This window comes from Desulfoluna sp. (genome assembly GCF_030145185.1).
GTDB lineage: Bacteria > Desulfobacterota > Desulfobacteria > Desulfobacterales > Desulfolunaceae > Desulfoluna.
This window is the reverse complement of record NZ_JAQYWB010000086.1, coordinates 1-21,819: the sequence shown is the minus strand read 5'-3', so window position 1 is coordinate 21,819 and position 21,819 is coordinate 1. Positions and strand designations below refer to the sequence as shown.

General features: G+C 55.2%; 13 protein-coding genes and 2 pseudogenes. 4 read left to right on the top strand and 11 right to left on the bottom strand.

Translation table 11 applies throughout. The annotated features are described in order from the left end of the window. Positions 1-435: 435 nt before the first annotated feature. From Q1Q75_RS19910 to Q1Q75_RS19900, 3 genes are all read right to left on the bottom strand, one after another. The gene (locus Q1Q75_RS19910; protein WP_300674355.1) at positions 436-3,456 is read right to left on the bottom strand and encodes an FAD-dependent oxidoreductase; all 3,021 of its coding nucleotides are present in this window, start codon (positions 3,454-3,456) and stop codon (positions 436-438) included. Positions 3,457-3,747: 291 nt separating this feature from the next. Then, positions 3,748-4,638 carry a CoB--CoM heterodisulfide reductase iron-sulfur subunit B family protein gene (locus Q1Q75_RS19905; RefSeq protein ID WP_300674353.1) on the bottom strand — a complete coding sequence of 297 codons (891 nt, stop codon included), beginning with the start codon at positions 4,636-4,638 and terminating at the stop codon, positions 3,748-3,750. A 180-nt stretch (positions 4,639-4,818) separates the two neighbouring features. Next, positions 4,819-5,448 (bottom strand): 4Fe-4S dicluster domain-containing protein, encoded by a 630-nt coding sequence (locus Q1Q75_RS19900; protein ID WP_300674351.1) that lies wholly within the window; start codon positions 5,446-5,448, stop codon positions 4,819-4,821. A gap of 703 nt (positions 5,449-6,151) precedes the next feature. On the opposite strand from Q1Q75_RS19900, the gene Q1Q75_RS19895 reads away from it, so the two are divergent. The 3 genes from Q1Q75_RS19895 (at position 6,152) to Q1Q75_RS19885 (ending at position 8,758) form a co-directional block, all read left to right on the top strand. Then, positions 6,152-6,346, top strand: coding sequence for a CooT family nickel-binding protein (locus Q1Q75_RS19895; protein ID WP_300674348.1), 195 nt, complete (start codon positions 6,152-6,154; stop codon positions 6,344-6,346). 1 nt (position 6,347) lies between these two features. Next, positions 6,348-6,980, top strand: coding sequence for a M23 family metallopeptidase (locus tag Q1Q75_RS19890; RefSeq protein ID WP_300674345.1), 633 nt, complete (start codon positions 6,348-6,350; stop codon positions 6,978-6,980). Positions 6,981-7,219: 239 nt separating this feature from the next. Next, on the top strand, positions 7,220-8,758 hold the full coding sequence (locus tag Q1Q75_RS19885; protein WP_300674343.1) for an ASKHA domain-containing protein: 1,539 nt from the start codon (positions 7,220-7,222) through the stop codon (positions 8,756-8,758). 13 nt (positions 8,759-8,771) lie between these two features. Here Q1Q75_RS19885 and Q1Q75_RS19880 read toward each other — a convergent pair whose 3' ends face one another. Both Q1Q75_RS19880 and Q1Q75_RS19875 read right to left on the bottom strand, forming a co-directional pair. Next, on the bottom strand, positions 8,772-9,572 hold the full coding sequence (locus Q1Q75_RS19880; protein WP_300674341.1) for an enoyl-CoA hydratase/isomerase family protein: 801 nt from the start codon (positions 9,570-9,572) through the stop codon (positions 8,772-8,774). A 65-nt stretch (positions 9,573-9,637) separates the two neighbouring features. Next, entirely contained in the window at positions 9,638-10,078 is a 441-nt protein-coding gene (locus tag Q1Q75_RS19875) for a hypothetical protein (RefSeq protein WP_300674338.1), read from the bottom strand. A 399-nt stretch (positions 10,079-10,477) separates the two neighbouring features. Between Q1Q75_RS19875 and Q1Q75_RS19870 the strand changes: the two genes are divergently transcribed. Then, complete coding sequence (locus Q1Q75_RS19870; RefSeq protein ID WP_300674336.1) at positions 10,478-11,959, top strand: amidase; 1,482 nt, start codon at positions 10,478-10,480, stop codon at positions 11,957-11,959. Positions 11,960-12,283: 324 nt separating this feature from the next. Here the strand turns inward: Q1Q75_RS19870 and Q1Q75_RS19865 are convergent, their stop codons facing one another. The 6 genes and pseudogenes from Q1Q75_RS19865 to Q1Q75_RS22660 all read right to left on the bottom strand — a co-directional run. Beyond that, positions 12,284-13,216, bottom strand: coding sequence for a DUF4340 domain-containing protein (locus tag Q1Q75_RS19865; protein ID WP_300674334.1), 933 nt, complete (start codon positions 13,214-13,216; stop codon positions 12,284-12,286). Positions 13,217-13,391: 175 nt separating this feature from the next. Further along, complete coding sequence (locus tag Q1Q75_RS19860; protein WP_300674331.1) at positions 13,392-15,542, bottom strand: Gldg family protein; 2,151 nt, start codon at positions 15,540-15,542, stop codon at positions 13,392-13,394. Between the two features lie 324 nt (positions 15,543-15,866). Further along, complete coding sequence (locus Q1Q75_RS19855; RefSeq protein ID WP_300674329.1) at positions 15,867-16,568, bottom strand: ABC transporter permease subunit; 702 nt, start codon at positions 16,566-16,568, stop codon at positions 15,867-15,869. 4 nt (positions 16,569-16,572) lie between these two features. After that, positions 16,573-17,508: an ATP-binding cassette domain-containing protein gene (locus Q1Q75_RS19850; protein ID WP_300674326.1), complete on the bottom strand. Its 936-nt coding sequence runs from the start codon at positions 17,506-17,508 to the stop codon at positions 16,573-16,575. Positions 17,509-18,060: 552 nt separating this feature from the next. Continuing rightward, positions 18,061-20,364, bottom strand: a pseudogene (gene fdhF / locus Q1Q75_RS22665) (formate dehydrogenase subunit alpha); the annotation flags it as partial. A 375-nt stretch (positions 20,365-20,739) separates the two neighbouring features. Beyond that, positions 20,740-21,819: pseudogene (locus tag Q1Q75_RS22660) on the bottom strand (FAD-dependent oxidoreductase); the annotation flags it as partial.

Here is a 21,819-nt window from a genome sequence, read left to right as displayed (position 1 = left end):
CATCACCGCGTAGGGTGCGGCTCCCGCACCTTCTACCGTAGAGAGGACCCTCAGCCTCGCAAGTTAACGATGACCACGAGTCTTATTTCAAAATGCGGTGTTTCCGGTTTACGATACGCCTGACGGTGCGCACGGCGCACCCTACGCATCCACCCGGTACGTCATTGTAAAAATGAGGACGATACGGATTTTCATACATGGATTCCCGCCTGCGCGGGAAAGACGAAAAGCGCAGGGTACTGTCAGACCGGGGCCATAAAGAAAAAATGGATAGCTGAATAGTTACAAAGATTTATTGTATATTGATCTGTAAGTGATTCTTATCAATGTGTTCTCAAGAAAAGGGACCTGGCCGTTTTCCTATCATCTCACTGCGTAATTTTCAGCTTGGTTATTTCTATTTCCTGCTCACCACTCACCACTCACCACTCACTATTAACTACTCACGGCTTTATCCGGTGCCCCCGCGTTAATCATGGCCGCGATCTGGTCATCACGGAAGCTGTTGACCTGGAAGGCTTTGGCCGGGCAGACCCCGGCGCAGATGCCGCAGCCGACGCATTTGACTTCGTTGTGGCTGACCTTGCCGTCGGTGTCGATGAAGGGGGCTCCGTAGGGACAGCTACGCACGCAGGCGAGGCAGCTCATACAGAGATCGCGGTCGTGCTTGGCCACGGCACCGGAGACGACCAGCTCTGTCTTTGAGAGGAGGACCCCGGCCCGGCCTGCGGCGGAGAGGGCTTGATTGATGGTTTCATCCAGGTTTTTCGGGGCGTGGGCCAGACCTGCCAGGTAGTACCCTTCGCTGGGGAAGTCCACGGGCCGCAGTTTGACGTGGGCTTCCAGGAGAAATCCGTCGCTGTTGGTGGTGAGTTTGTATTTTTTTGCCAGCGCGTGGGTGTCGGGGTGGGGGTTGAGGCCTGCGGCCAGGACAAGGCGCTGAACGACAAAGCGGATGGGGAACTGGGCCATTTCATCGACGAGTTGTATCTCCATACCGGCGGGTGTGGGGGTGAGCACCGGCATGTTCTCCAGGGTGTAGTGGACAAAGAGGACGCCCGCGTCACGTGCTTCGGCGTAGAGCATTTCCCGCATGCCGTAGGTGCGCATCTCTCGGTAGAGGATGGTGACATGGGTTTGAGGGTTGGCCTTTTTAATGGCCACGGCGTGTTTCACCGACTCCTGGCAACAGATGCGAGAACAGTAGTTCCGGGGCTCGCAGCGGGACTCTACGCATTGGATAAACAAAACGTGTTCGTTGTTTTCAGGCGGTTGTTCGACAAGGGATGTTTCCAGGTCCCTTAAGATCATGACCCGGGGGTCTTCGCCGTAAAGAAAAGAGCTGGGTTCGTGCCAGGTGCCGCCGGTGGCCATGACCACGGCCCCATGTTCGATGGTGGTGCCGTCGGTTAAGGTGGTGATGAAGTTGCCGACGAAGCCGTCACTTTTCTCTACCTCGGTGCCGGTGTGCAGGGTGATCAATTCGTGGTCTTCAATTTTATCCAGTTGCGTGGATAGAAACTGGGCCACATCCCCGCCGTCCCAGCTTTGGGACACCCCGGTAAGCAGCCCGCCCGGGGCGGCCTCTTTTTCCACCACCTCCACCCCGTATCCCTGGTCGGCCAGGGAGAGCGCGCAGGTGAGTCCGGCAATTCCTCCCCCCACCACCAGGGCCCGTGGGGTGACGGGAACCGAGGCGGAGTCGACAGGCATGAGGCGAAGGGCCTTTTCGATGCTCATGGAGACCAGCTCGGTGGCTTTTTTTGTGGCCTCGTCTCCCTGGCCCATGTGGCACCAGGAGCACTGTTCACGGATATCTGCCAACTCAAAGAGGTAGGGGTTGAGCCCGGCAGCGCGGATGGTTTCCCTGAAGAGGGGTTCGTGGGTGCGGGGCGTGCAGGAGGCCACCACCACGCGGTTGAGCCCTTTTTCGGCGATGCGTTCCCGGATGATTTCCTGGCTGTCCTGGGCGCAGGCGTACACCAGGTCTTCGGCGTGGACCACGCCGTCCACACCGGAGGCGATCCCCGCAACTGATTTTACATCCACGGTTTGGGCGATGTTGATGCCACAGTGGCAGACAAAGACCCCGGCACGGGGTTCGTCGCTGGCTGAGACGGTCTCCGGTGGCAGGGTGCGGGGGGTAATTTCTGTGCCTCTGGCTTCGCCGAGAAGGGCCATGGCCGCGCCTGCCGCGGCACTGCCCTGAATGACGGTTTCGGGGATGTCTTTAGGGCTCTGGTAGCTGCCGGTGACAAAGACGCCCGGCCGCGATGATTCCAGGGGGCGAAAAGGATGGGTTTTCGGGAACAGATAAGCGTCGGTGTCGATGGCAAAGGTTTTTGCAAAGGCCGCCGCATCCTTTCTGGGTTCCAGACCGGTGGAGAGAACCACCATGTCAAAGGATTCTGAGGTGAGGGTTCCATCGGTTTTTTCGTAGCGCAGGGTGAGGTTGCCATCTTCAGCGGTCTCCCGAACGTCGGAGATCATGGCGCGAATGTATCGGACCCCGTAGTCGGTCTTGGCTCGCTCGATGTATCGGTCGAAATCCTTGCCGAAGGCGCGCATGTCCATATAAAAGACCGTGGGCTCGACCTCGGCGTCGTGTTCTTTTGCGATCACCGCCTGTTTGGTGGTGTACATACAGCAGACCGATGAGCACCAGGGGTTGCCGTTGTGAGGATCCCGGGACCCGACGCAGTGGAGCCAGGCAATTTTTTTGGGGTGGCTGCCGTCCGCAGGGCGGGTGATCTTTCCCTGGAAGGGGCCGGAGGCAGAGAGAATACGTTCAAATTGCAGGGAAGAGACCACGTTGGGCCAGCGTCCGTACCCCAACTCCTGATGTCCGGTGGGGTCGTGGCGGGTGAGCCCCGGAGCGAGGATGACGGCCCCGGCGTGAAGGGTAAATTCTTTGTCCGTATCATCAAAACGAATGGCCCCTGCGGTGCAGACCTTTTCACAGACACGGCATTTGCCCTTGGTGAGATAGAGGCACTGTGTGGCGTCGATGACTCGGGTGGAGGGGACGGCCTGGGAGAAGAGGGCATGAATCGCCGTGCGGGGGGCAAGGCCCTGCTCAAATTCCGAGGGGACTTTTTTCGGGCATTTCTCTTCACAGCTGCCGCATCCGGTGCATTTGGTCGGATCCACATACAGGGCTTTCTGGTGGATGGTGGCGGTGAAGTGTCCCGGTTCACCGGTGAGTTCGATGACTTCGGAGAGGGGGTGGATTTCAATGTTGGGGTGACGGCCGACTTCCACCATTTTGGGGGAGATCATGCACATGGAGCAGTCGCCAGTGGGGAAGGTTTTGTCCAACATCGCCATGGTGCCACCGATGGAGGACTCTTTTTGAATCATATGAACTCTGAAGCCGCTGTCGGCAAGATCGAGGGCGGCCTGCATGCCGCCTATGCCCCCTCCCACCACCAGTACGGAACCGCTTTTCTTCGTCATGGATGCCTCCCAGGGCAGTTAATCCAGATATTTCACGAGTCGAGTGCGCTCATATTCAAGGCATCAGAGCTGCAGATGTAGTGGTTTACCTCAAGGCTCTGATAACGCAGAAGATGGGTGCACTCGGCTCGCCTGAAGGGTGATAAAATCGAGCAGAAAACGTGAATTACATTTTGTATTTTAAAAATATCTCAATTTTCCACAGTAACAGGCCGTAATGATATCTTATTGCTTAAGGCAGGATCGTTTTCTCATGAAATATCCGGGTTAAGTGCCGGTTGCGCCGATGGTTCAGGGCGTCAGGGTGTCGTCTGCGATGCGGGTCTCATTTATCAGGCCGGTGACATCGACAAAATGCTGTTTCATGTTGAGGGATTCGATGGGCAGCCCCAGCGCGAGTCCGGCCAGTTCGGTGATAAAGTATACGGGCAGGCGTTCGTAGATGCCGTGGGCATTGCAGAAGCGCTCCTGATAGGCATCCAGATTGAGTTGACACATGGGGCAGGTGGTGACGATGCAGTTGGCCTTCCGGGCCAGGGCATCTTTCATGATCTTGGCCATGAGGCGAAACGCTGTGTCTGGATCGTTGATGGCTGCTGAAGCGCCGCAGCAAGCGGTTTTATAACTCCAGTCCATGGTCTCGGCGCCGAAGAACTCCACCAGGGTTTCCATGCCTCGGGGATTCTCCACGTTGTCAGAGACCGGCACGTCATAGGCAAAACGGGTCATGCAGCCATAGTAGCAGGCGGCCTTGAGGCCCTTTAGGGGATGGACGACCCGTTCTTTGACCCCGGCTTCCGCGGTGGCCCGTAAAAGGACCTCCAGGATGGTGAGCAGTTTCAGGGATCCATCCACCTTAGCGGTCAAATCCCGATTGATCTCCGAGAGGAGGCTCGGGTTTTCTTTCAGGCGGACCTGGCTCATGAGAAGGCTGGAGTAACAGCCCGAGCAGGGGACAACCATTTCATGGTAGCCCGAGGTTTCGGCAATCCCCAGGTTTCGGGCGGGCAGGGCCACGGCCAGAAAATCATCGAATTTGCCGGCGGAGGTGGCACCGCAACAGCTCCAGTCGTTGATCTCCTTCAGGTCAATGCCCAGAGTGGAAAAGACCAACCGTGTCTGATGATCGTAGAATTGGGATGACTGGTGCAGGGAACATCCGGGATAGTAAGCCAGATCCATGGGTTCCTCCGGTTAAATAGTGAGGGGTGACCGTATTGAGGGCGCGTAGCGACTCCTCGAGCCAAGAATTATGCACGAAGAACCAAGCACGAAGAACGTTTTCGACAACCCACCCTGTTGGGGCCTTGATGATGGCTGAGAAAAGGTGAGTGCCAATCGAGGGTGTTCGTGGTGGTTCCCTTATCTTTGCGGAAAGACGTTGCGGCTTTTCGTTTTCTTTTGCATGGCTTTTTTATAGAAGGCTCGGACTTCATTGCGCCCTTTGGCCGTCTGGAGTTTGAGGTGGATGCGTCGTTGTTTGAACAGGGCCTTCAGCAGGAGGCTTTGTTCGCGGATCTCTTTCCACACATCGGTAAAATGAAGGTTGACGAGGTTTTTGGCGATGCTTTTTATTTCGTAAGCGCCCATGAACTGTATTTCATTGACCCTTCCCCATCGGGTACAGCCGGTGACAAAGGAGTCGTGGAAATAGGCAATGGTCGGGCTTCTGGGGGTGATGCTCTCTTCGCGGCTCATTTTTTTCAAGGTTTCTGTTATCCGGCCGCCTTGAATGTTGTTGGGGCAGCGGGTGCCGCAGGTGTAGCAGGACACGCATTGCCAGACCAGGGCGTTTTCAAGGGCGGCTTTTCGGTTGCCCGTGATCACCATACGGATCAGTCGGTCCGGGGTGAAACCGATCTCTTCGCCCACGGTGCAGCCCGAGGCGCATCGTCGGCACTGATAGCAGGCAAAAATATTCTGGTTGGAGCGTTCCATGACTTCAATGGCAAATTGTTTCGCATCGGCAGGGTCGTAGGTCCAGACGTCCATGAACGCCTCCTTAAGATGGGCGGGTCGGTTGGATTTGGTAAGGCCTGAAGAAACAAAGATGCAGCGTTTGAACGGTGCCAGCAAAGGATCAAGGAATCGCTGATGACGGTGTCGGGCCATGGGGAGGGTGAGGGTTGTATCACTCAGCTCAGGAGGTGTGTGAGGTGGAAGGTGTCCTTTTTATCAACAAAAAGTGAATCATGTTCATTGCTACAAACAGTAATATAAAGGGCGTGGGAAGTCAAATATTTTTTTGAATGATTGTTCCTTCGGTGGTAAAACTGACACTGCCGGTCCTTACGCAATCAAGCCCGGTTCTTCCCTGAATGGTTGATGGCAGGAAAGAACGGTGGGGCGTTCATTCCCTTGAATTCACTTATGCCTTGGGGTAGAGTATTTTTATGAGTTCAAACAGGGATTATGATAACAGGCGATGTGTCTATCATCCAGAAGCGGAGGGGCAGTATTACTGCAGCAAGTACGGTCGTTATCTCTGCGAGGCCTGTGCCAGATGTGCGGACCCAAAGCTTTACTGCAAGTTTCGAAGCCAGTGTATTATTTGGGAACAGGAACGATATGACAGGCTGAATCAATCGTGTACTAAAAAATAAAGTATCCGTCTGATTTTCAGCGGGACGAGCGGGACACTATGGACAGGGCGGATCCTTTGTAAAAAACATCCAGACCGGAAAGGAGCAAGACCATGTGCGAATCCAATGTATACCTGAAAAGTGGGGGACGGGAAGAACTGGTGATGGAAAATGTGGCTGCCATCACCCCGTCTGAGAAGGGCGTGTATATTCTGCGAGGTCTTCTGGGGGACGTGAAGGAGATCAAGGGGGACCTGGCCGATATCAACCTGATGGCCCATCGTATTGTGTTTACGGATGTCTCCTGAGGTGTTTTCCAGAAGGCCTTCGGGTCATTTTATAAAGGCAATCTCTCAGGCCAATGGTCTGGGGCCTGTCCGTTTTGTCGCCCATGAGGCGATGCTCTTCGGGACGCGCAAGAGCTGGTGGGGAGGCCGAAAGGCAAGGCCCCTGCCCCATGAAGGCGTTGACCTTTGCCGGTATTACACCCAAGGGGGAGAGCCCCGGTCCTTGAGTCCTGGGGCCCGGATTCCGGTGGCTTGTGAGGGCCGGGTCTGGGCGGTGACCGATGATGATTTTATTGGTCGGTCCATCTATGTGCGTCATGAGGGGTGTCAAGGTGTTTTTTTTACCGTCTATGCCCACGTGTCCCCCAGAACAGGGTTGGCCGAGGGCGATGCCTTGGTGCGAGGAGAGGTCCTTGCCACCTTGGCGGATCCGGTTGTTCGACATCTTCGCATCTCTCCCCATCTTCATTTTTCGCTGATGACCTTTCCGGACAGCCTTTCCCGCCATGCCCTGCGCTGGGCGACCATGGGAGCAGGCAATGAGGTGTGCTTTCACGATCCAAGATCTCTTTTGGGAGAGGACATGGCTCTCTGCGAAGAGGCCGCTGACAGCGCTCTCTGGTGTTGCCTGGGACCTGTCCCGGATATTTCATGAAAAAATGATTGCGCCAAAGAAATAAGAATTTATTACAGAACGTTACTGTTGAAAATTTAGATATTTCTAAAACGCAAAATGTAATTCACAGATTTTCTGTTCGATTTTCTCACCCTTCGTGAAATATCCGGGTTATGGGTATCTTTCGACCGCACAAAAAGTGAGATAGAGACTGTTGTTGTGGAACGATTCCGGTGGTGACTTGTTTACAAACTCTTTTTTAATCGGGGCTGACATCAATGATACGACATGATCATGGATTGGGGTGGGTGAGGCCGGTTCGACTTTCAATGCCGTCACTTTCAGACAACAGCGCCGATATGGACCGTTTGTTGAGGGCGCTTTCCGGCACAGGCCCTTGTCCTGTGGCGACTTTTTCCCTTTATCAGAAGGTGAGCCGTCTCCTGAGGCAGTGGGATTTTGCCGCCCGGTGCGTTCTTTTTCAGGAGGGTGAGCAGCTTCAGCTCTTGGATATCCTCGATCCGCAAGGGACGGAAAAGGCCCTGGGCGTAGCCGTAGACTTAGGCACCACACGGATTGTGATGCGCCTTGTGGATTTGGAATGCCGTGAGATTCTGGCTGAGACGGTGATGGACAATCCGCAGATTGGCCTGGGCAGCGATATCTTGACCCGAATTCATCACGCCTCAACCGATTCCGGGGCGGAGGAGTTGAAACGCCTGGTGGGGCAGGCCGTGGATGACGGCCTGGAGACTCTGTGCCTTCAGGCCGGGCTTCCGATTGAGGGCATCTATGTGGTGACCGTCTCGGGCAATACCGCCATGACCCATCTTTTTATGGGACTTCCTGCAGAGCATATCATCCGCGAACCGTATATTCCGGTGACCAATACTCCGGGGACTCGGCGGGTGAACCGCTTCCTTCAAAACACCCATCCAGAGGGCCGGATTTATTTCTTTCCGAATATCGGCAGTTACTTCGGGGGTGACCTTATCTCCGGTATTCTCTACTCTGGAATCCACCGTTTGAACGAAACCTCACTTCTCGTTGACGTGGGGACCAACGCTGAGGTGGTTCTGGGAAATCGGGATTGGCTGGTGGGGTGTGCCGGAGCCGCTGGTCCAGCCCTGGAAGGGGGGGTCTCCTCCATGGGAATGACCGCCGGAGCCGGGGTGATTGACCGGGTGAGCATCACCGGTGAGGATTTTACCGTGACCACCATCGACCAATTGCCGCCGGTGGGCATCTGCGGGTCGGGGTTTATTGATCTGGCGGCGGTTCTTTTTCTGACGGGTATGATCGATGCCAAGGGCAAGCTCGTGGAGCCTGCCTGTGGCTCACGTTACATTCAGGAACATGGTCTTCCCGCTCTGGTTGTGGTGGCGGCAGAGTCCTCGGGCACTGGAAGCGCCATCACGGTATCCCAGGCAAGTTTAGATAGCCTGGTTCGCTCAAAGGCGGCCATGTACACCATTCTTGAGACCATTGTCATGAAAGTTGGGGTGGGATTCGGAGACCTGGAAAAAATCTATGTGGCGGGAACCTTCGGGGCCTATATCGATCCGGAATCGGCCATCTCCATCGGGATGATTCCCGACCTCGCCCGGGATCGCTACGAAAAGATTGGAAACAGCTCCCTTGAAGGGGCGACGCTGATGCTCTACGGGGATCGCTATATGAAAGAGGCGGATGCCATCAGAGATCGCATCACCTATGTGGAGCTCAATGTCGATCAGGATTTTATGATCCGCTTCAGCGGCGCCAAGTTCATTCCCCACACCGATCCGGATCTTTTCCCTACGGTGAGGAAAAAATAAGGTCACTATTCCCTTAGTACTTCAGCCCGAATTGATCTGCGGCTTCCGCAACTTCTGTCTTAAAATGTTCAGATCTGACGATGCGTCTTAACTCGATGCTTTCTACTTCCAGGACTCGGTGGAGGTCGTCAATGGAGAGGTTGAGAAGTTTTTTGACGCCGAAAAGGGTCTCTGACGGGACATCTGCAATGGCTCGCGCTATTTTGACGGTTTCTTCTTCCAGTCGATCAGGCGGGACAATTCGATCCACAACTCGAAGGCCCAGGGCCTCTTTGGCGGTGATGTCGTCTCGTCTCAAGAGAAATTTTGAGGCAGCCGTAACGCCGGTGATGCGGGGAAGGAAATAGGTCAATCCTCCTTTGGGGACCAGGCCGATGTCGTGGTAGGGGTTTTGGTAGACACTGCCCGTCGCCAGAATGCGGTAGTCACAGGCCAGGGACATGCTGAGAAACATGGTGTCGATCTGGCCCCTGTCGGCATGGATGACATACTTGTTGACGGTGGACAGCTTGCGGATAAACTGGTTGAGGGCATGGTAGAGACGTTCCAGCCTGTCAAAGCTCAGGCTGCCGTTGGCCACTTTCTGGTAAAACTCAATGTATTCATCCCGCCCTTTCTTTCCTTTAGCCCCCAGAAGAATAATGACTTTTACGGCTGGATCTGAGGTGAATCGCTTAAAGTAGTCAAACATCAGCTCACTGATTTCAATATCACTGATGGCATTCAGCAGGTTGTCTTTGAACTTTAACAGGACGATGGCTCCAGATTGGTAACAGGAGAAAATAGGTGTGTCGCCGCTGCGGTTGTCAAACATAGCCCCCTCCAAAGGTTGGCTCAGGTCATTAAGGACAGGTAACGAATCCGGAGTGCCGGAAAATATTAATCGTTGCAGAAGGTCTCAATGTAGTCTCGGGTCTCTTGAATTGCCTCTTCTGTGGCCTCTCCCCTTATTTTTTCCATTTTGCCCGTTTCGGGATTGTACGTCAGGATGCCTTCCTGCAAATAGTCATTGAGAACTTTTTTGTAACGGGCGCAGGTGGGGCTGTCATCGGATGTGCTGTCTTCTGAATCGGATCTCTGGGGCGGATTGTCAGCATTTTTTTTGAAAACCTCGATCTGTTCCATCAGGGCCACCGGATCTCCCTGAAGCAGTTCCGGAAGAACGCAGACGTCCCCAAGGGAAATGTAGGCATCGTCACACACGCCATCCGCGGGCATTTTTATGGGGGGATTGTCCGAAGCCAGGGCCACCCCTGTGGTGCATCCAAGGAGTGCGATTAGAAAAAATAGAATCCGGGTGTTGTTTCGTAATGAATTCATGGCGTATCTCTTGTTTATCGGTTGATTGATGAGTCGAAAAAAAATGGTTGAGACATGACGATTCCAGTATACCTTCTATTCTCTTTTTTTGTCGATTGAATTTGATGTCCTTCGGGCCGTGAGGATCCAAGGGTTTTTCGTATTTTCAGAGGGTTACTGTATTTTACCATCATGACTTTTCTCTTGATAAGATCATAGTTTATGTAGTAAATCAAGTTTAATCGCTGGTTTGTCGCGCTTAAGCAGGGGCAATACCAGAAATAACGATGTTTTTTCAGTGATGTAAAAAAATGAATATCGGCACGGCCGTGGCGGCGAATTGGCATTGACAGGTGCCGGAGGATACGTAGTTGCGAGCGGTGGCTGAAACACAATGACCCGGGAAGAAGGAGTTTTTAGATGCTTCAAGAGTACACCCGATATGATGCCACGAGCCTTGCGGAGCTGGTCAGGAAAGGTGAGGTCCACCCTGGAGAGCTTCTGGATTCTGCCATTGAAAGGGCCGAGTCCGTTAATCCAACCTTGAATGCGATTATTCATACGTTTTATGAACGGGCACGCACCCTGGCTTCCGGGGAACTGCCAGACGGTCCGTTTAAAGGGGTGCCTTTTCTTTTCAAGGACCTCATGGACAACTACGCCGGTGAGCCCATCTGCATGGGGAGCCGTGGGATTCAGCTGGTGCCGGGGGAGCACAGTGAATTGGTCCGTCGGTTTCTCTCTGCCGGCGTCGTGCCCTTTGGAAAAACCAATACCCCGGAATTTGGGCTGACCATCACCACAGAGCCCAAATCTTCAGGCCCTGCTCACAACCCCTGGAGGCAGGGGATCAGCACCGGTGGATCCTCAGGTGGCTCGTCCGCTGCCGTTGCAGCAGGGATTGTGCCGATGGCTTCAGCAAACGATGGGGGAGGGTCCATTCGGTTCCCGGCTGCCTGTTGCGGTATCTTCGGGCTGAAACCTTCCCGTGGCTTGAACCCTGTGGGCCCTGACTTTGGCGAAGCATGGGATGGGGCTGTGGCCGGGCACATCGTCAGCCGCAGTGTGCGTGACAGCGCCGCCATGCTCGATGCAACGGCCGGCCCGGAAGTGGGCGCGTCCTATTGTGTGTCCAAAGCCCATGGAAGTTATCTGGAGGCCTCTCGAACCGATCCGTCGCCCCTGCGCATTGCTTTTTCAAAACGACCGTTCATGGAAGCCACCCTTCATCCGGAAGCGATCCGGGGACTTGAGGAGACCGTTAAGAAGTTGGAAAACCTGGGCCATCATGTGGAGGAGGCGGATCCCCCTGTGCCGACCGAAACCTTCTGGCGTGATTACTTTGTGGTGGTCTGTGCCCACGTGGCCGGAGAGGCGTCTCTGGTGAAAACAATGCTGGGAAAAGAGGCCTTTGCAAAATTGGAGCCCACAACGCTCAATATGGCGATGGTGGGTCGTTCCCTGACGGCCTGTGAGATGGTGCTGGCCAAAAAAGGGTGGCATCAGGCCCAACTGGCCATGGGGCGCTTTCTTACCCGTTACGATTTGCTCCTTACCCCCACCCTGATTGGTCCCCCGGATCCTCACGGTGTCTTGACCCCCTCTCCCCTGGAAGACTTTTTTTTGAAGATGGGCAGCTTTATCCCCAGCGGGCGACTTCTCATGAAACTGGGGGCGGTGAATCTTTTTGCCGGTCCCACCCTGAGCCGTATGGCCTTCACCGCCATCGGAAACGTCACCGGCCTTCCCAGCGCCTCCATGCCTCTTCACTGGACCGATGATGGTTTGCCCCTGGGCATGCTGTTGACCGGACGCATGTGCGATGAGACCACCTTGTTTCAGCTGGCGGGACAGATTGAGAGGGCCTACCCCTGGATGGACAGGTACAAAGCTCTGGATTAAGAGATCATGGGGTGCGTTAACCCGGATATCTCATGATAAAAAGCTGAATTTAAAGCAATGAACAGTTTTTGTGGAAAATTCAGTTATTTCAAAAATACAAAATGTAATTGTAACCATTCAGCTTGCCTTCGCCAGATCGGTTTCGAGGCAAATGACAGAAAGATTCAAATGCCAACACGTCACGTCTTTTCATCACCGCGTAGGGTACTGTCAGACCGGGGCCATAAAGAAAAAAATGGATAGCTGAATAGTTACATGTCATTCACGGTTATCTGTTCGCTTTTCTCACCCTTCGGGCGAGCCGGGTTAGGTCTTTTTTTGCGATCAGTTTGCGCTGGTTTGTTGTTGCTCTGGTACCTTCATTTCCATCAAAGACGTTACGGCATGCATGATATCGGCACCCTTTGATTCAGAGAGGGAAAATTCGAATTTTTTGTCTGTGGCGGTGCCCCGACCCCCGGCGTTGCCGAAGAGGTTCAGGGTATGCGGGCGGTCGGTGGTCAGGGTCAGGGAAAGCACCGGGGCCGTCTCTTCGGGTTTGTTCACGAGCCAGGTGGCACAGACCAGGTGACTGATGGCGGTAATGACTGTGTCCACCTGATCGGATTCGAGGGTGTTTCCGTCTGCGTCTTTCCAGACGGCGCTGCTGATGCCGTCATCTTTTGCGGCCGCAGGGGTCCGGGTGAGGGTTTTGACCGCGTCTCCCTGTTTGATGGCAAGGCTTGTCACGTCGGTGGGGGAAAAGGAGAAGACGCTTTTATCGATGAAAGGCTCCGGGTCTGTGGTGAACTGCGAGGTGAAGTTGCCTTTTGCGTGGTAGATGTTTTTGTCGCCGCTCAGGGTGACAAAGGTGTGTCCCAGGGATGGGGCGGCTTTGCCCATGATGACGGTTCGCAGCAGGGTTTCCCCCTGGAACAGCTGGACCGTTTTTGCTTTATCCGGGCTGAGATCGTAACGGCGGTAGCTCTCCGATTCCGAGACCAGGGCCGTCAGGGAAATTTCAGCCGCTGTCTGAACACGTTTTAATACCTCCTCTTTTTTTCCAGGAAAGCCTTCTATATCCACAATCCACCCTTCTCCCTCTTTTTCGAAGAGCAGGGTGTCCGATTCTGTTTTGATCTCCATCCTGTCCACCTCTCCTGTGGCGACGTTTCTCAGCACAGGCAGATCATAGCCTGTGCCATCAGTGTTTCGCAGGAAAAGGTAGGCGCTTAAGGCCAGGATCATGGCCAGGAGAATGAGGGTCTCTTTTTTCACTGGTTTGGCTCCTTGCAAAGGGTGTTCAGGTGAAAATTGGCAAAAGGTCTAAAAGGCAAAAGGCTAAAGGCTAAAGGCAAAGGGCTAAAGGTAAAAGGCAAAAGGCAAAAGGCAAAAGGCAAAGGGCAAAGGGCAAAGGGCTAAAAGGGCGAACCCTAAGATTTATCCTCTGGCTTTACTGAAACATGGCCCGGATGGTTTTCCGTCGGGATTGGCGTTTCAGGTAGACGGCCATGCCAAAGAGGGCGACGAGCAGGGGCAGGCCGACAATGTTAAAGGCTTTTACCGGTGTCTTGAGGGTGTCGGGTACTTTGTCCAGGGGGTTGAACCGTTGCTTTTTGCTTCGCATGACGGCGATCTCCTCGCGTCCGTTGAGGCCGTCCATGAGGTTCATGATAAAGGTGGCGTTGGCGCTCCCCCCCTGTTCGTCAAAGAGACTGTTGGTGAGCATGTCCAGCGATCCCACGACGACAAGCCGTGCGGGTTTGCCTTGCTCCATCATGGCTCCGGACTGAGAGATGGCAGTGGCTTTGTTTTCAGCCGTATCAGGCGTCTCTTTTCCTTCAACAGCCGGTTTCTCCGGGATGGGTTTGCCTTTGAAGTAGCTGGTGAAGGTGCCTTCCACCATGGCGGCGACGGGGCGGCTGGAGAACGCGGATGCCTCCGTCGGTGGGTTCAGGAACATGGGGTTTAAGGCGATGTTTGTCTCTTGGAGCCAGGACCGGTTGGAGGTGGAGAAAAGGGTCGTGCCTGTGAGGTTCTGTGTGGCCAGGGTCTTCTTGTCGATGGAGACCGGAGCCGCTTTTAAGGTGACGAGCCCTTTGATATTGTTCATGAAGGGGACATCGTGGTTGATGGTGTTGTTTTTGATGATAGGGGCGAAGTAGACGTTCTGCTGGCCTCCCCCGAGGCGTCTTGGCAGGTTTTGTTTGTAGCAGTTTTCATCCATGATGTAGGCGTTTTGGACGGTGACGCCGTAGTGGGCCAGGAGCTTTTCGAGGCCCGTTTTGACGGGAGTGAAGGTGGTGGGCTGCATGAAGGCCATCTGAGGGTTGGGATTCTTCATCTCTTTAAAGGCATCCACAAAGACGGCGATATTTTTGCCCGCCATCAGGGCCTGATCGATTTCGAAGAGCTCGTAGTCGGAGAAGGTTTCCTTGGCGCCTGCGATCACCAGGCTGTTGATCGCAGCGGGGATGCCGTTTTCCTTGAGGTCTACCTCGGAGACGGCGTAGCTGCGGGCCAGGTTGGCGCTGAAGTTGTTGAGAGCCTCTGTGGGAGGTGCCATGGGGTTGGCGGCATTTCGATCAATTTGTTGCGGGGTGCCGTGGCTGGTCAGGTACCCGATTTTTTCATTGATATCGATCAGGGACTCGACGGCGCCGCTGATGGCCTCTTCCATCTCCTGATCGGTCATGAGCTTGTACTGGGTGCCGAACAGAGGGATGCGATTGACCTCAAGGATGGGGATCACGACGGTTTTCTCTGCGTAGCGCATGACCATGCCGATGATCCCGGAATCCGCTTTTACCTTGCCCCCGGAGAGGTCCGGCCATCTCAGCTGGAGCATATTGTAGCGGTCGGACAGGGCCTGCTTCTCTTCCAGGCTGGCCGGATTGAACTGGTTGAAGCTGAGTTGGTCGTAGCTGCGGCGGCTGACTTTTGTGACCGCCGCTTTGACCCGACCGGGCAGGGTGCTTAGATCATCAAGGCCCATGAGGGGGGCCACGGCGGCCATGGATTGAGAGAGGTAGAGGTCCGCTTCGATCTCCTCTTTTAAGGCGAGGAGGGTGCTGATTTTGTTGCCGAGTTTCATCATGGACGTGGTGAGTTTGTACTCGAGTCCCTCGGTGGAGGTGATGGCGGGCAGGCGTTCGATGAGGTCGCCATGGATGACGACCAGGCCCATGTAAGCGGTCTTGACCTTAACCTCATCGCTTTCCACTATTTGAATACTTACGGGCCGGATACCGTAGCTCTTGGCCAACTCCGCGTTGCGCTTGCTGGTGGGGTTGGTCTCAATGTCTCCGCCGATGGGGTAGAACCGAAAGTTGAAGTAGCGGGTGGCGTGAACCGCGTACTCATCTAAAAGATCGGCCAGGTATTTTTGTGTATTGTTGTGGGGGGCCGGCAGGTCGTCGGAGAAGAAGACGTTAATGGTGAGCGGCTCCGAAAGGTTTTTCACCGCTTCGATGCTGGCCTTGGAGAGGGAGTACACCTTATTTTTGGTAAGGTCCGCCCGGAAGAAGAGGGTGGCGCCCGCAATATTTAAAAGCACCACCACCACGATGTAGATCAGTCCCTTGAGATATTTTTCTTTTTTCATGGTTGCCTTATTTATTTTTATGCCTCCGGCGGCAAGGTGGCGCCACCTTGAAAGCGGGTTTGCGAATGCTCTATGGCTGTCGGTCTTCTCAGCACCTCGCGTCCGCATTCGCGTGATGTGTGACGTTACGCGTCATGCATCACAAGCTTGTGATTTCCTTGAGTTCCAGTGTGTCCCCCGATAGCTTAGCGTTTTGCGACGCATTGTGCGTTCCCTTGCACACCGTGCGAATGCGGATGCATTTCGGCCCGGCGTTAAGACACCCATTGCGCATTCGCAAACCTGGGGTCCAGGGGATCATCCCCTGGCCGCCGGAGGCTTTTCTTATTCCTTCTCCGCTATGGAGAGGGTGGCTCCGTAGAGGAAGAGAAAGATCACCCCGCCGAAGTAGAGGAGATCCCGGGAGTCGATGACGCCCCTTGCGATGTTCCGGAAGTGGTAGTCAGCTCCGATTTGGCTGAAGAACCCCAGGATGGCCGTGGGAAAAAAGACCAGGAGTTTGTCCACCAGGGTGAGGGCAAAGCAGAGGAGAGTCCCCATAATAAAGGCGATGATCTGGTTGCGGGTCAGGCTGGAGGCGAAGAGGCCGATGGCGGCAAAGGCCCCCCCGAGGAGAACGGCCCCTGCGTAGCCGCCGATGACCGGTCCCCAGTCCAGGTCGCCGAAGAGGGATACGGTGACGGCATAGGCAAAAGTGGGAATCAGCATGGCGCAGATGAAGACCAGGGCGGAGAGGAATTTTCCCACCACAATATGGCGGGGGGTGACGGGCAGGGTCATCACCACTTCAAAGGAGCCCATGGCAAACTCTTCGGCAAAGAGGCGCATGGTGATTGCCGGGATGACAAAGGAGAAGATCAAAGGCAGAAGCCCGAAAAAATCCCGGAGGCTTGCCTGACCGTTTAAGAAAAAGGTGAGGAAGAAGAACCATCCCGTGACCAGCAGGAAGATGGCGATGACGATGTAGGCGATGGGCGAGGTGAAGAAATCTTTCAGCTCTTTTTTCATGAGGTGAAGGGTCTGCATGGGATCAGGTCTCCTTCGTCAGATTGCGGAAGATGGTTTCAAGGCTGTTGGCCTCCATGGCAAAGTTCATGAGCACCCAGTCTGTGGCTTTTACGGCACCGTAGACTGCTTCCCTTGCGTCCTGGCCTTTGGTGAAGCCAACGGAGACCTCGCAGCGGTTCTCTTTCTTTTCGGAGACGGCGACGTCTGTGACGCCGTTTACCCCGGAAAGAAGCTGTTTTGCCTCCTGCGGCGTGGCGCCTTTGAGATCCATGCGGAGGGTCGACCTTCCGTTTCCGTTGCTTCGGATGGCGTCGGTGGTACCGTCGGCCACGATTTTTCCTTTGTGGACAATGGCAATGCGGTCGCAGGTGGCTTCCGCTTCGCTCAGGATATGGGTAGAGAAGATGATGGTCCGGGTCTCGCCGATGTCTCGGATGATCTTGCGGATTTCCACGATCTGGTTGGGGTCGAGCCCTGAGGTGGGTTCGTCAAGGACCAGAATCTCCGGGTCGCTGATCATGGCGTAGGCCAGGCCCACCCGTTGTTTGAGGCCCTTGGAGAGCTCGCCGATGGGCTTGTCCATAATATCTGTGAGGCTGCAGAGTGAGGCCATCTCCTTAATGCGTCCGAGGCGGCTCGCTTTGGGGATACCCCGGACGTCGGCGGTGTAACAGAGGAAATCGTACACCAGCATGTTGGGGTAGAGGGGGGCCGATTCCGGCAGGTAGCCGATGCGCTTTTTGATCTCCAGGGGTTGTGTAGAGACAGGCACATCATCGTAGTAGATCTCCCCGCTGGTCGGGGGGAAGTACCCTGTGAGCATTTTGAGGGTGGTGGTTTTTCCGGCGCCGTTGGGACCCAGAAGCCCCAGGATTTCCCCTTGGCGGATCTCCAGGCTGATGCCGTCCACTGCGCGAAACGCGCCGTAGTCTTTGGTGACATCGTCAACCCTGATCATGCGTTCCTCCTTGAGTAATGATGTTATGTATCTAAAAAAGATCTTTGTTTTTTGCTGTTTTACACCCAAGGCTTTCGTGGCCATCATCAACAGATGAAATACGTATTAAAGCGAGGGTATCCGCCGAATTTATAAAGGGTGCGGCCCGTTATTTTCAGCCATAGCGCGTGATAAATGTCTTATTTTTTAAATTTGGAGTACTCCGGGCGCTTTGTTTGCATCCCGTGATTTTGGTTTATGCGTGCCAAATGGGTTCGTTGGGAGGCGGCCGGTACGGCTCACCTCGTCCGGCAGGGCCGGGAGACGCGTGGTGTGAATCCATTCAGTCTCAAGTTTTTTTACACAGGCATAAGGAAAAAGCAAGGGAGAAAATGGGCGTCATGGGCATTATTACAGGGTTTTAATGGAGCGTTCAGTGAGGTAGGTGAAAAATAAAATAATCATACAGTGGTTCTCAAAATACCGCTGTGATTTGACCCGAGAAACGAGGGGTAAATCACAGCGGTAACCTGCTTTCAAGGTGGCACACCTTGCCGCCGGAGGCCTTTTTGTTTAAGCCTTTACCACCTTCACCGCGCAGACCTTAAACTCCGGAATTTTGGAGATCGGGTCGAGCTTGGCGTTGGTGAGGCGGTTAGCGGCCGCTTCGGCGAAGTGGAAGGGAAGAAAAACCGTTCCTTTCTCCATGCGTCCGGAGATGTTCACTTTTGCGTTTATCTTGCCGCGGCGCGAGAAGAGGGTGGCCATGTCGCCATCGGCGAGGTTTTTTTCCAGGGCATCTTCTCGGTTCATTTCTACGAAGCATTCGCTGACCTGCTGGTTGAGCCCATCGCTTTTCCTCGTCATGGTTCCGGTGTGGTAATGGTAGAGAACCCGTCCGGTGGTGAGGATCAGCGGGTAGTCATCATCCGGTGTTTCCGCCGCCGGGGTAAAGGCGATGGGAAAGAAGGTCCCCTTGCCTTTGGCAAAGCTTCCCACGTGGAGGCGGGGTGTGCCAGGGTGATCTTTTGAGGGGCAGGGCCAGGGGATCCCGTCGCCTTTTAGCCTGTCGTAGTTTAAGCCCGCCAGGGTAGGCGTGACCGCGGTGATCTCGTCAAAGATGGCTTCAGGCGAGGGGTAGCTCATCTCCGAGTCCATGCGACGGGCGATTTCACAGGTGATTTCCCAGTCCGATGGGACGCCTTTGGGGCCGTCCACGGCTTTTCGAACGCGTTGGACGCGCCGTTCCGTGTTGGTGAAGGTCCCTTCTTTTTCGGCAAAGCACAAGGCGGGAAGGACCACGTCGGCCGCCTGAGCCGTTTCGGTCATGAAGATATCCTGCACCACCAGAAATTCGAGGTTTTTAAACCCTTTTTCCGTGTGGGTCAGGTCGGCCTCGGAGACCAGCGGGTTTTCACCGATGATATAGAGCGCTTTCAGGCTGCCATCAAGGGCTGCCCCCACCATGTCCGTGGCGGTAAGACCTGGTTTTCGGGAAAGTCCGGAGACGTTCCAGGCTTTCTCCATGGTTTGGGCGTGGGCTTCGTCATGGACCTTTCGGTAGCCGGGATAGACGTCGGGCAGGCCCCCCATGTCGCAGGCGCCCTGCACGTTATTCTGGCCGCGCAGGGGGTTAACCCCGCCGCCTTCAATGCCCAGATTCCCGCAGACCATGGCCAGGTTGGCCAGGGCTTTTACGTTGTCGGTGCCCTTGGTGTGCTGGGTGATGCCCATGCAGTAGAGGATGGAGCCGCTCTCTGCGCCGGCATAGAGCAGGGCGGCCTGAATGAGGCGTTCTGCCGGAATGCCGGTGAGCTCTTCCACGTACGCCGGGGTGAAGGGGGCCACAGCCTCTCGCAAGGCGTCAATGCCTTCGGTACGCTCTGCGATGTACTCGCTGGCTTCAAGGCCTTCTTCAAAAATGATGCGGATCATGCCATTGATCCAGGCAATGTCGGTTCCCGGTACCGGGGAGAGCCCGACGGTGGCGTGTTTTTTCAAGGCAATCTTTCGAGGGTCGATGACGATCAACCCTTTTTTGCCAAATTTCACCGCCCGTTTAATGGCCGATGAGATGACGGGGTGGGTCTCCGTGGTGTTGGAGCCCGCAACGAGGATGACATCCGCCTTCTCGATATCCGAGATGGGGTTTGTCATGGCACCACTTCCGAATGCAGCGGCCAGACCGGCCACCGTGGAGGCATGTCATAACCGTGCGCAGTGGTCTATATTATTAGTCTTTAAGACCGTGCGCGTAAATTTCTGGGCAACGTAGTTTTCTTCGTTGGTGATGCGGGCAGAGGTGAGGACGCCCACGGCGTCCGCATGGCCTTTTGAGATCTCTTTCAGGCGCCTGGCCGTCACATCGAGGGCTTCGGTCCAGGTGGCTTCTCGGAAGCATCCCTCTTCTTTGATCAGGGGGGTGGTGAGGCGTTCGTCCGATGCGATGAAGTCAAACCCATAGCGTCCCTTGACGCAAAGGCTCCCGTAGTTGGGCGCGCTCTTTTCGGCGCCGGTGATGCGGGTGACCTTTCCTGCCTTGGTGTGAATATCGATCTGGCAGCCCACCCCGCAGTACCCGCAGGTGGATCTGGTTTTCGTCTCTTCCCAGGGCTTGCCGCGATAGACCACATTCTTTTCGGTGAGGGCGCCCACCGGGCAGGCCTGGACGCAGGATCCACAGAAGACACAATTGGACTCTTTAAGGGGTTGGTCATGGCCGGCAATGATTTTCGCCTGGACGCCTCGGAAGCCTAAGTCGATGGCTTCATTCACCTGGATGTCGTTGCAGACCTGAACGCAGGAACCGCAGAGGATGCACTTGTTGAAATCCCGGATAATAAAGGGGTTGACCTCTTCGATGCCGTGGGTCGACTTGTAGTTCGCGAAGTGCTCCTTTTCGGGACTTTTTGGCATAAAGCGGGTTTTGTCGGCTTTCATGAGGGTGGCGTAGCGACGAAGGTCGCAGCCAGTGACATCCTGGCAGCCGCATTCGAGGCAGCGCTCGGTCTCTGCCAAAAGGTTTGCTTCGGTAAAGCCCAGCTCCACTTCGGTGAAACTATCCGCGCGGGTTTCAGGGTCCGCTTTTTCGATATGGCATCGGGGTAGGGTGGGCTTGCCGTCTAAGTCCGCCGCAGAGAGGGTGCCGAAGTCTTCCTTTTTGACATGGAATCCGAGGCGGTTTTCTGCTTTGACTGTTTTGCCGGTGAGGAGGCGGTCCATGGCGTAGGCGGCTTTTCGTCCGTGGGCCACGGCGCCGATGATAACACTGGGGCCGGTGACCGCGTCACCTCCGGCGTAGACCCCCTCCATGTTGGTGGAGAAGAGGCTTCCGTCGGCGTCGATCGAATTCCATCGGGTTAGATTCAGGCCGGTCAGGAAGTCGGTGACCACCTTTTGGCCGATGGCTTCAATGACGGTGTCGGCGCTTTCTGTGTATTCGCTGTTTTCCATCACCACGGGGCGTCTTCGGCCGCTCGCATCGGGCTCGCCGAGCTCCATTTTGACGAAGGTGACGCTTGAAAGACGGCCATTTTCACCTTCATAAGCGACGGGGTTGGTCAGGATCCGAATGTCGATCTTCTCTTCTTTGGCGTCTTCGATCTCCTCGACGGCTGCGGGCATCTCTTTTTCGGTACGACGGTAGATGAGGGTGACTTTCTCCGCGCCGTGACGAAGGGCTGTTCGTGCTGCATCAATGGCGGTGTTGCCGCCACCCACGACAAAGACGTTGCCCGAGAGTTTCTCTGCGGAACCGAGGTTGACTTCCCGGAGGAAATCGACCCCCTGCATGACACCGCTGAGATCGGATCCGGTGGTGCGCATGGAGGAACCCACCTGGGCACCGTGGCCGATGAAGACGGCGTTAAAGTCTTCGCGAAGTTCAGATAGGGTGAAGTCGCGGCCGAGGGCCACGTTGTAGCGGACTTCCACGCCCATGGCGAAGATGGCGTCGATCTCGGCCCGAAGATCTTTTTTGGGGAGACGGTATTCGGGAATGCCGTAGCGCATCATTCCGCCGGGTTCGGGCATGGATTCAAACATGACAACCCGGTGTCCGGCCAGGCGCAGAAAATAGGCGGTGGAAAGGCCCGCAGGGCCGGTGCCGATAATGGCCACGGAGCGTCCGGTGGGTTTACCCGGCTCCGGCACATAGATATCGCCTCGGGACAGCTCCCAGTCCGCGACAAAGCGTTTGATGTTTTTTATGTCCACGGGCTCATCGATGAGATTTCGCCTGCAGGCCGCTTCGCAGGGCTTGGCACAGACCCTTCCACAGACAATGGGCAGGGGGTTGGTCTCCTTCATGAGCTTGACCGCTTCTTTATAAAG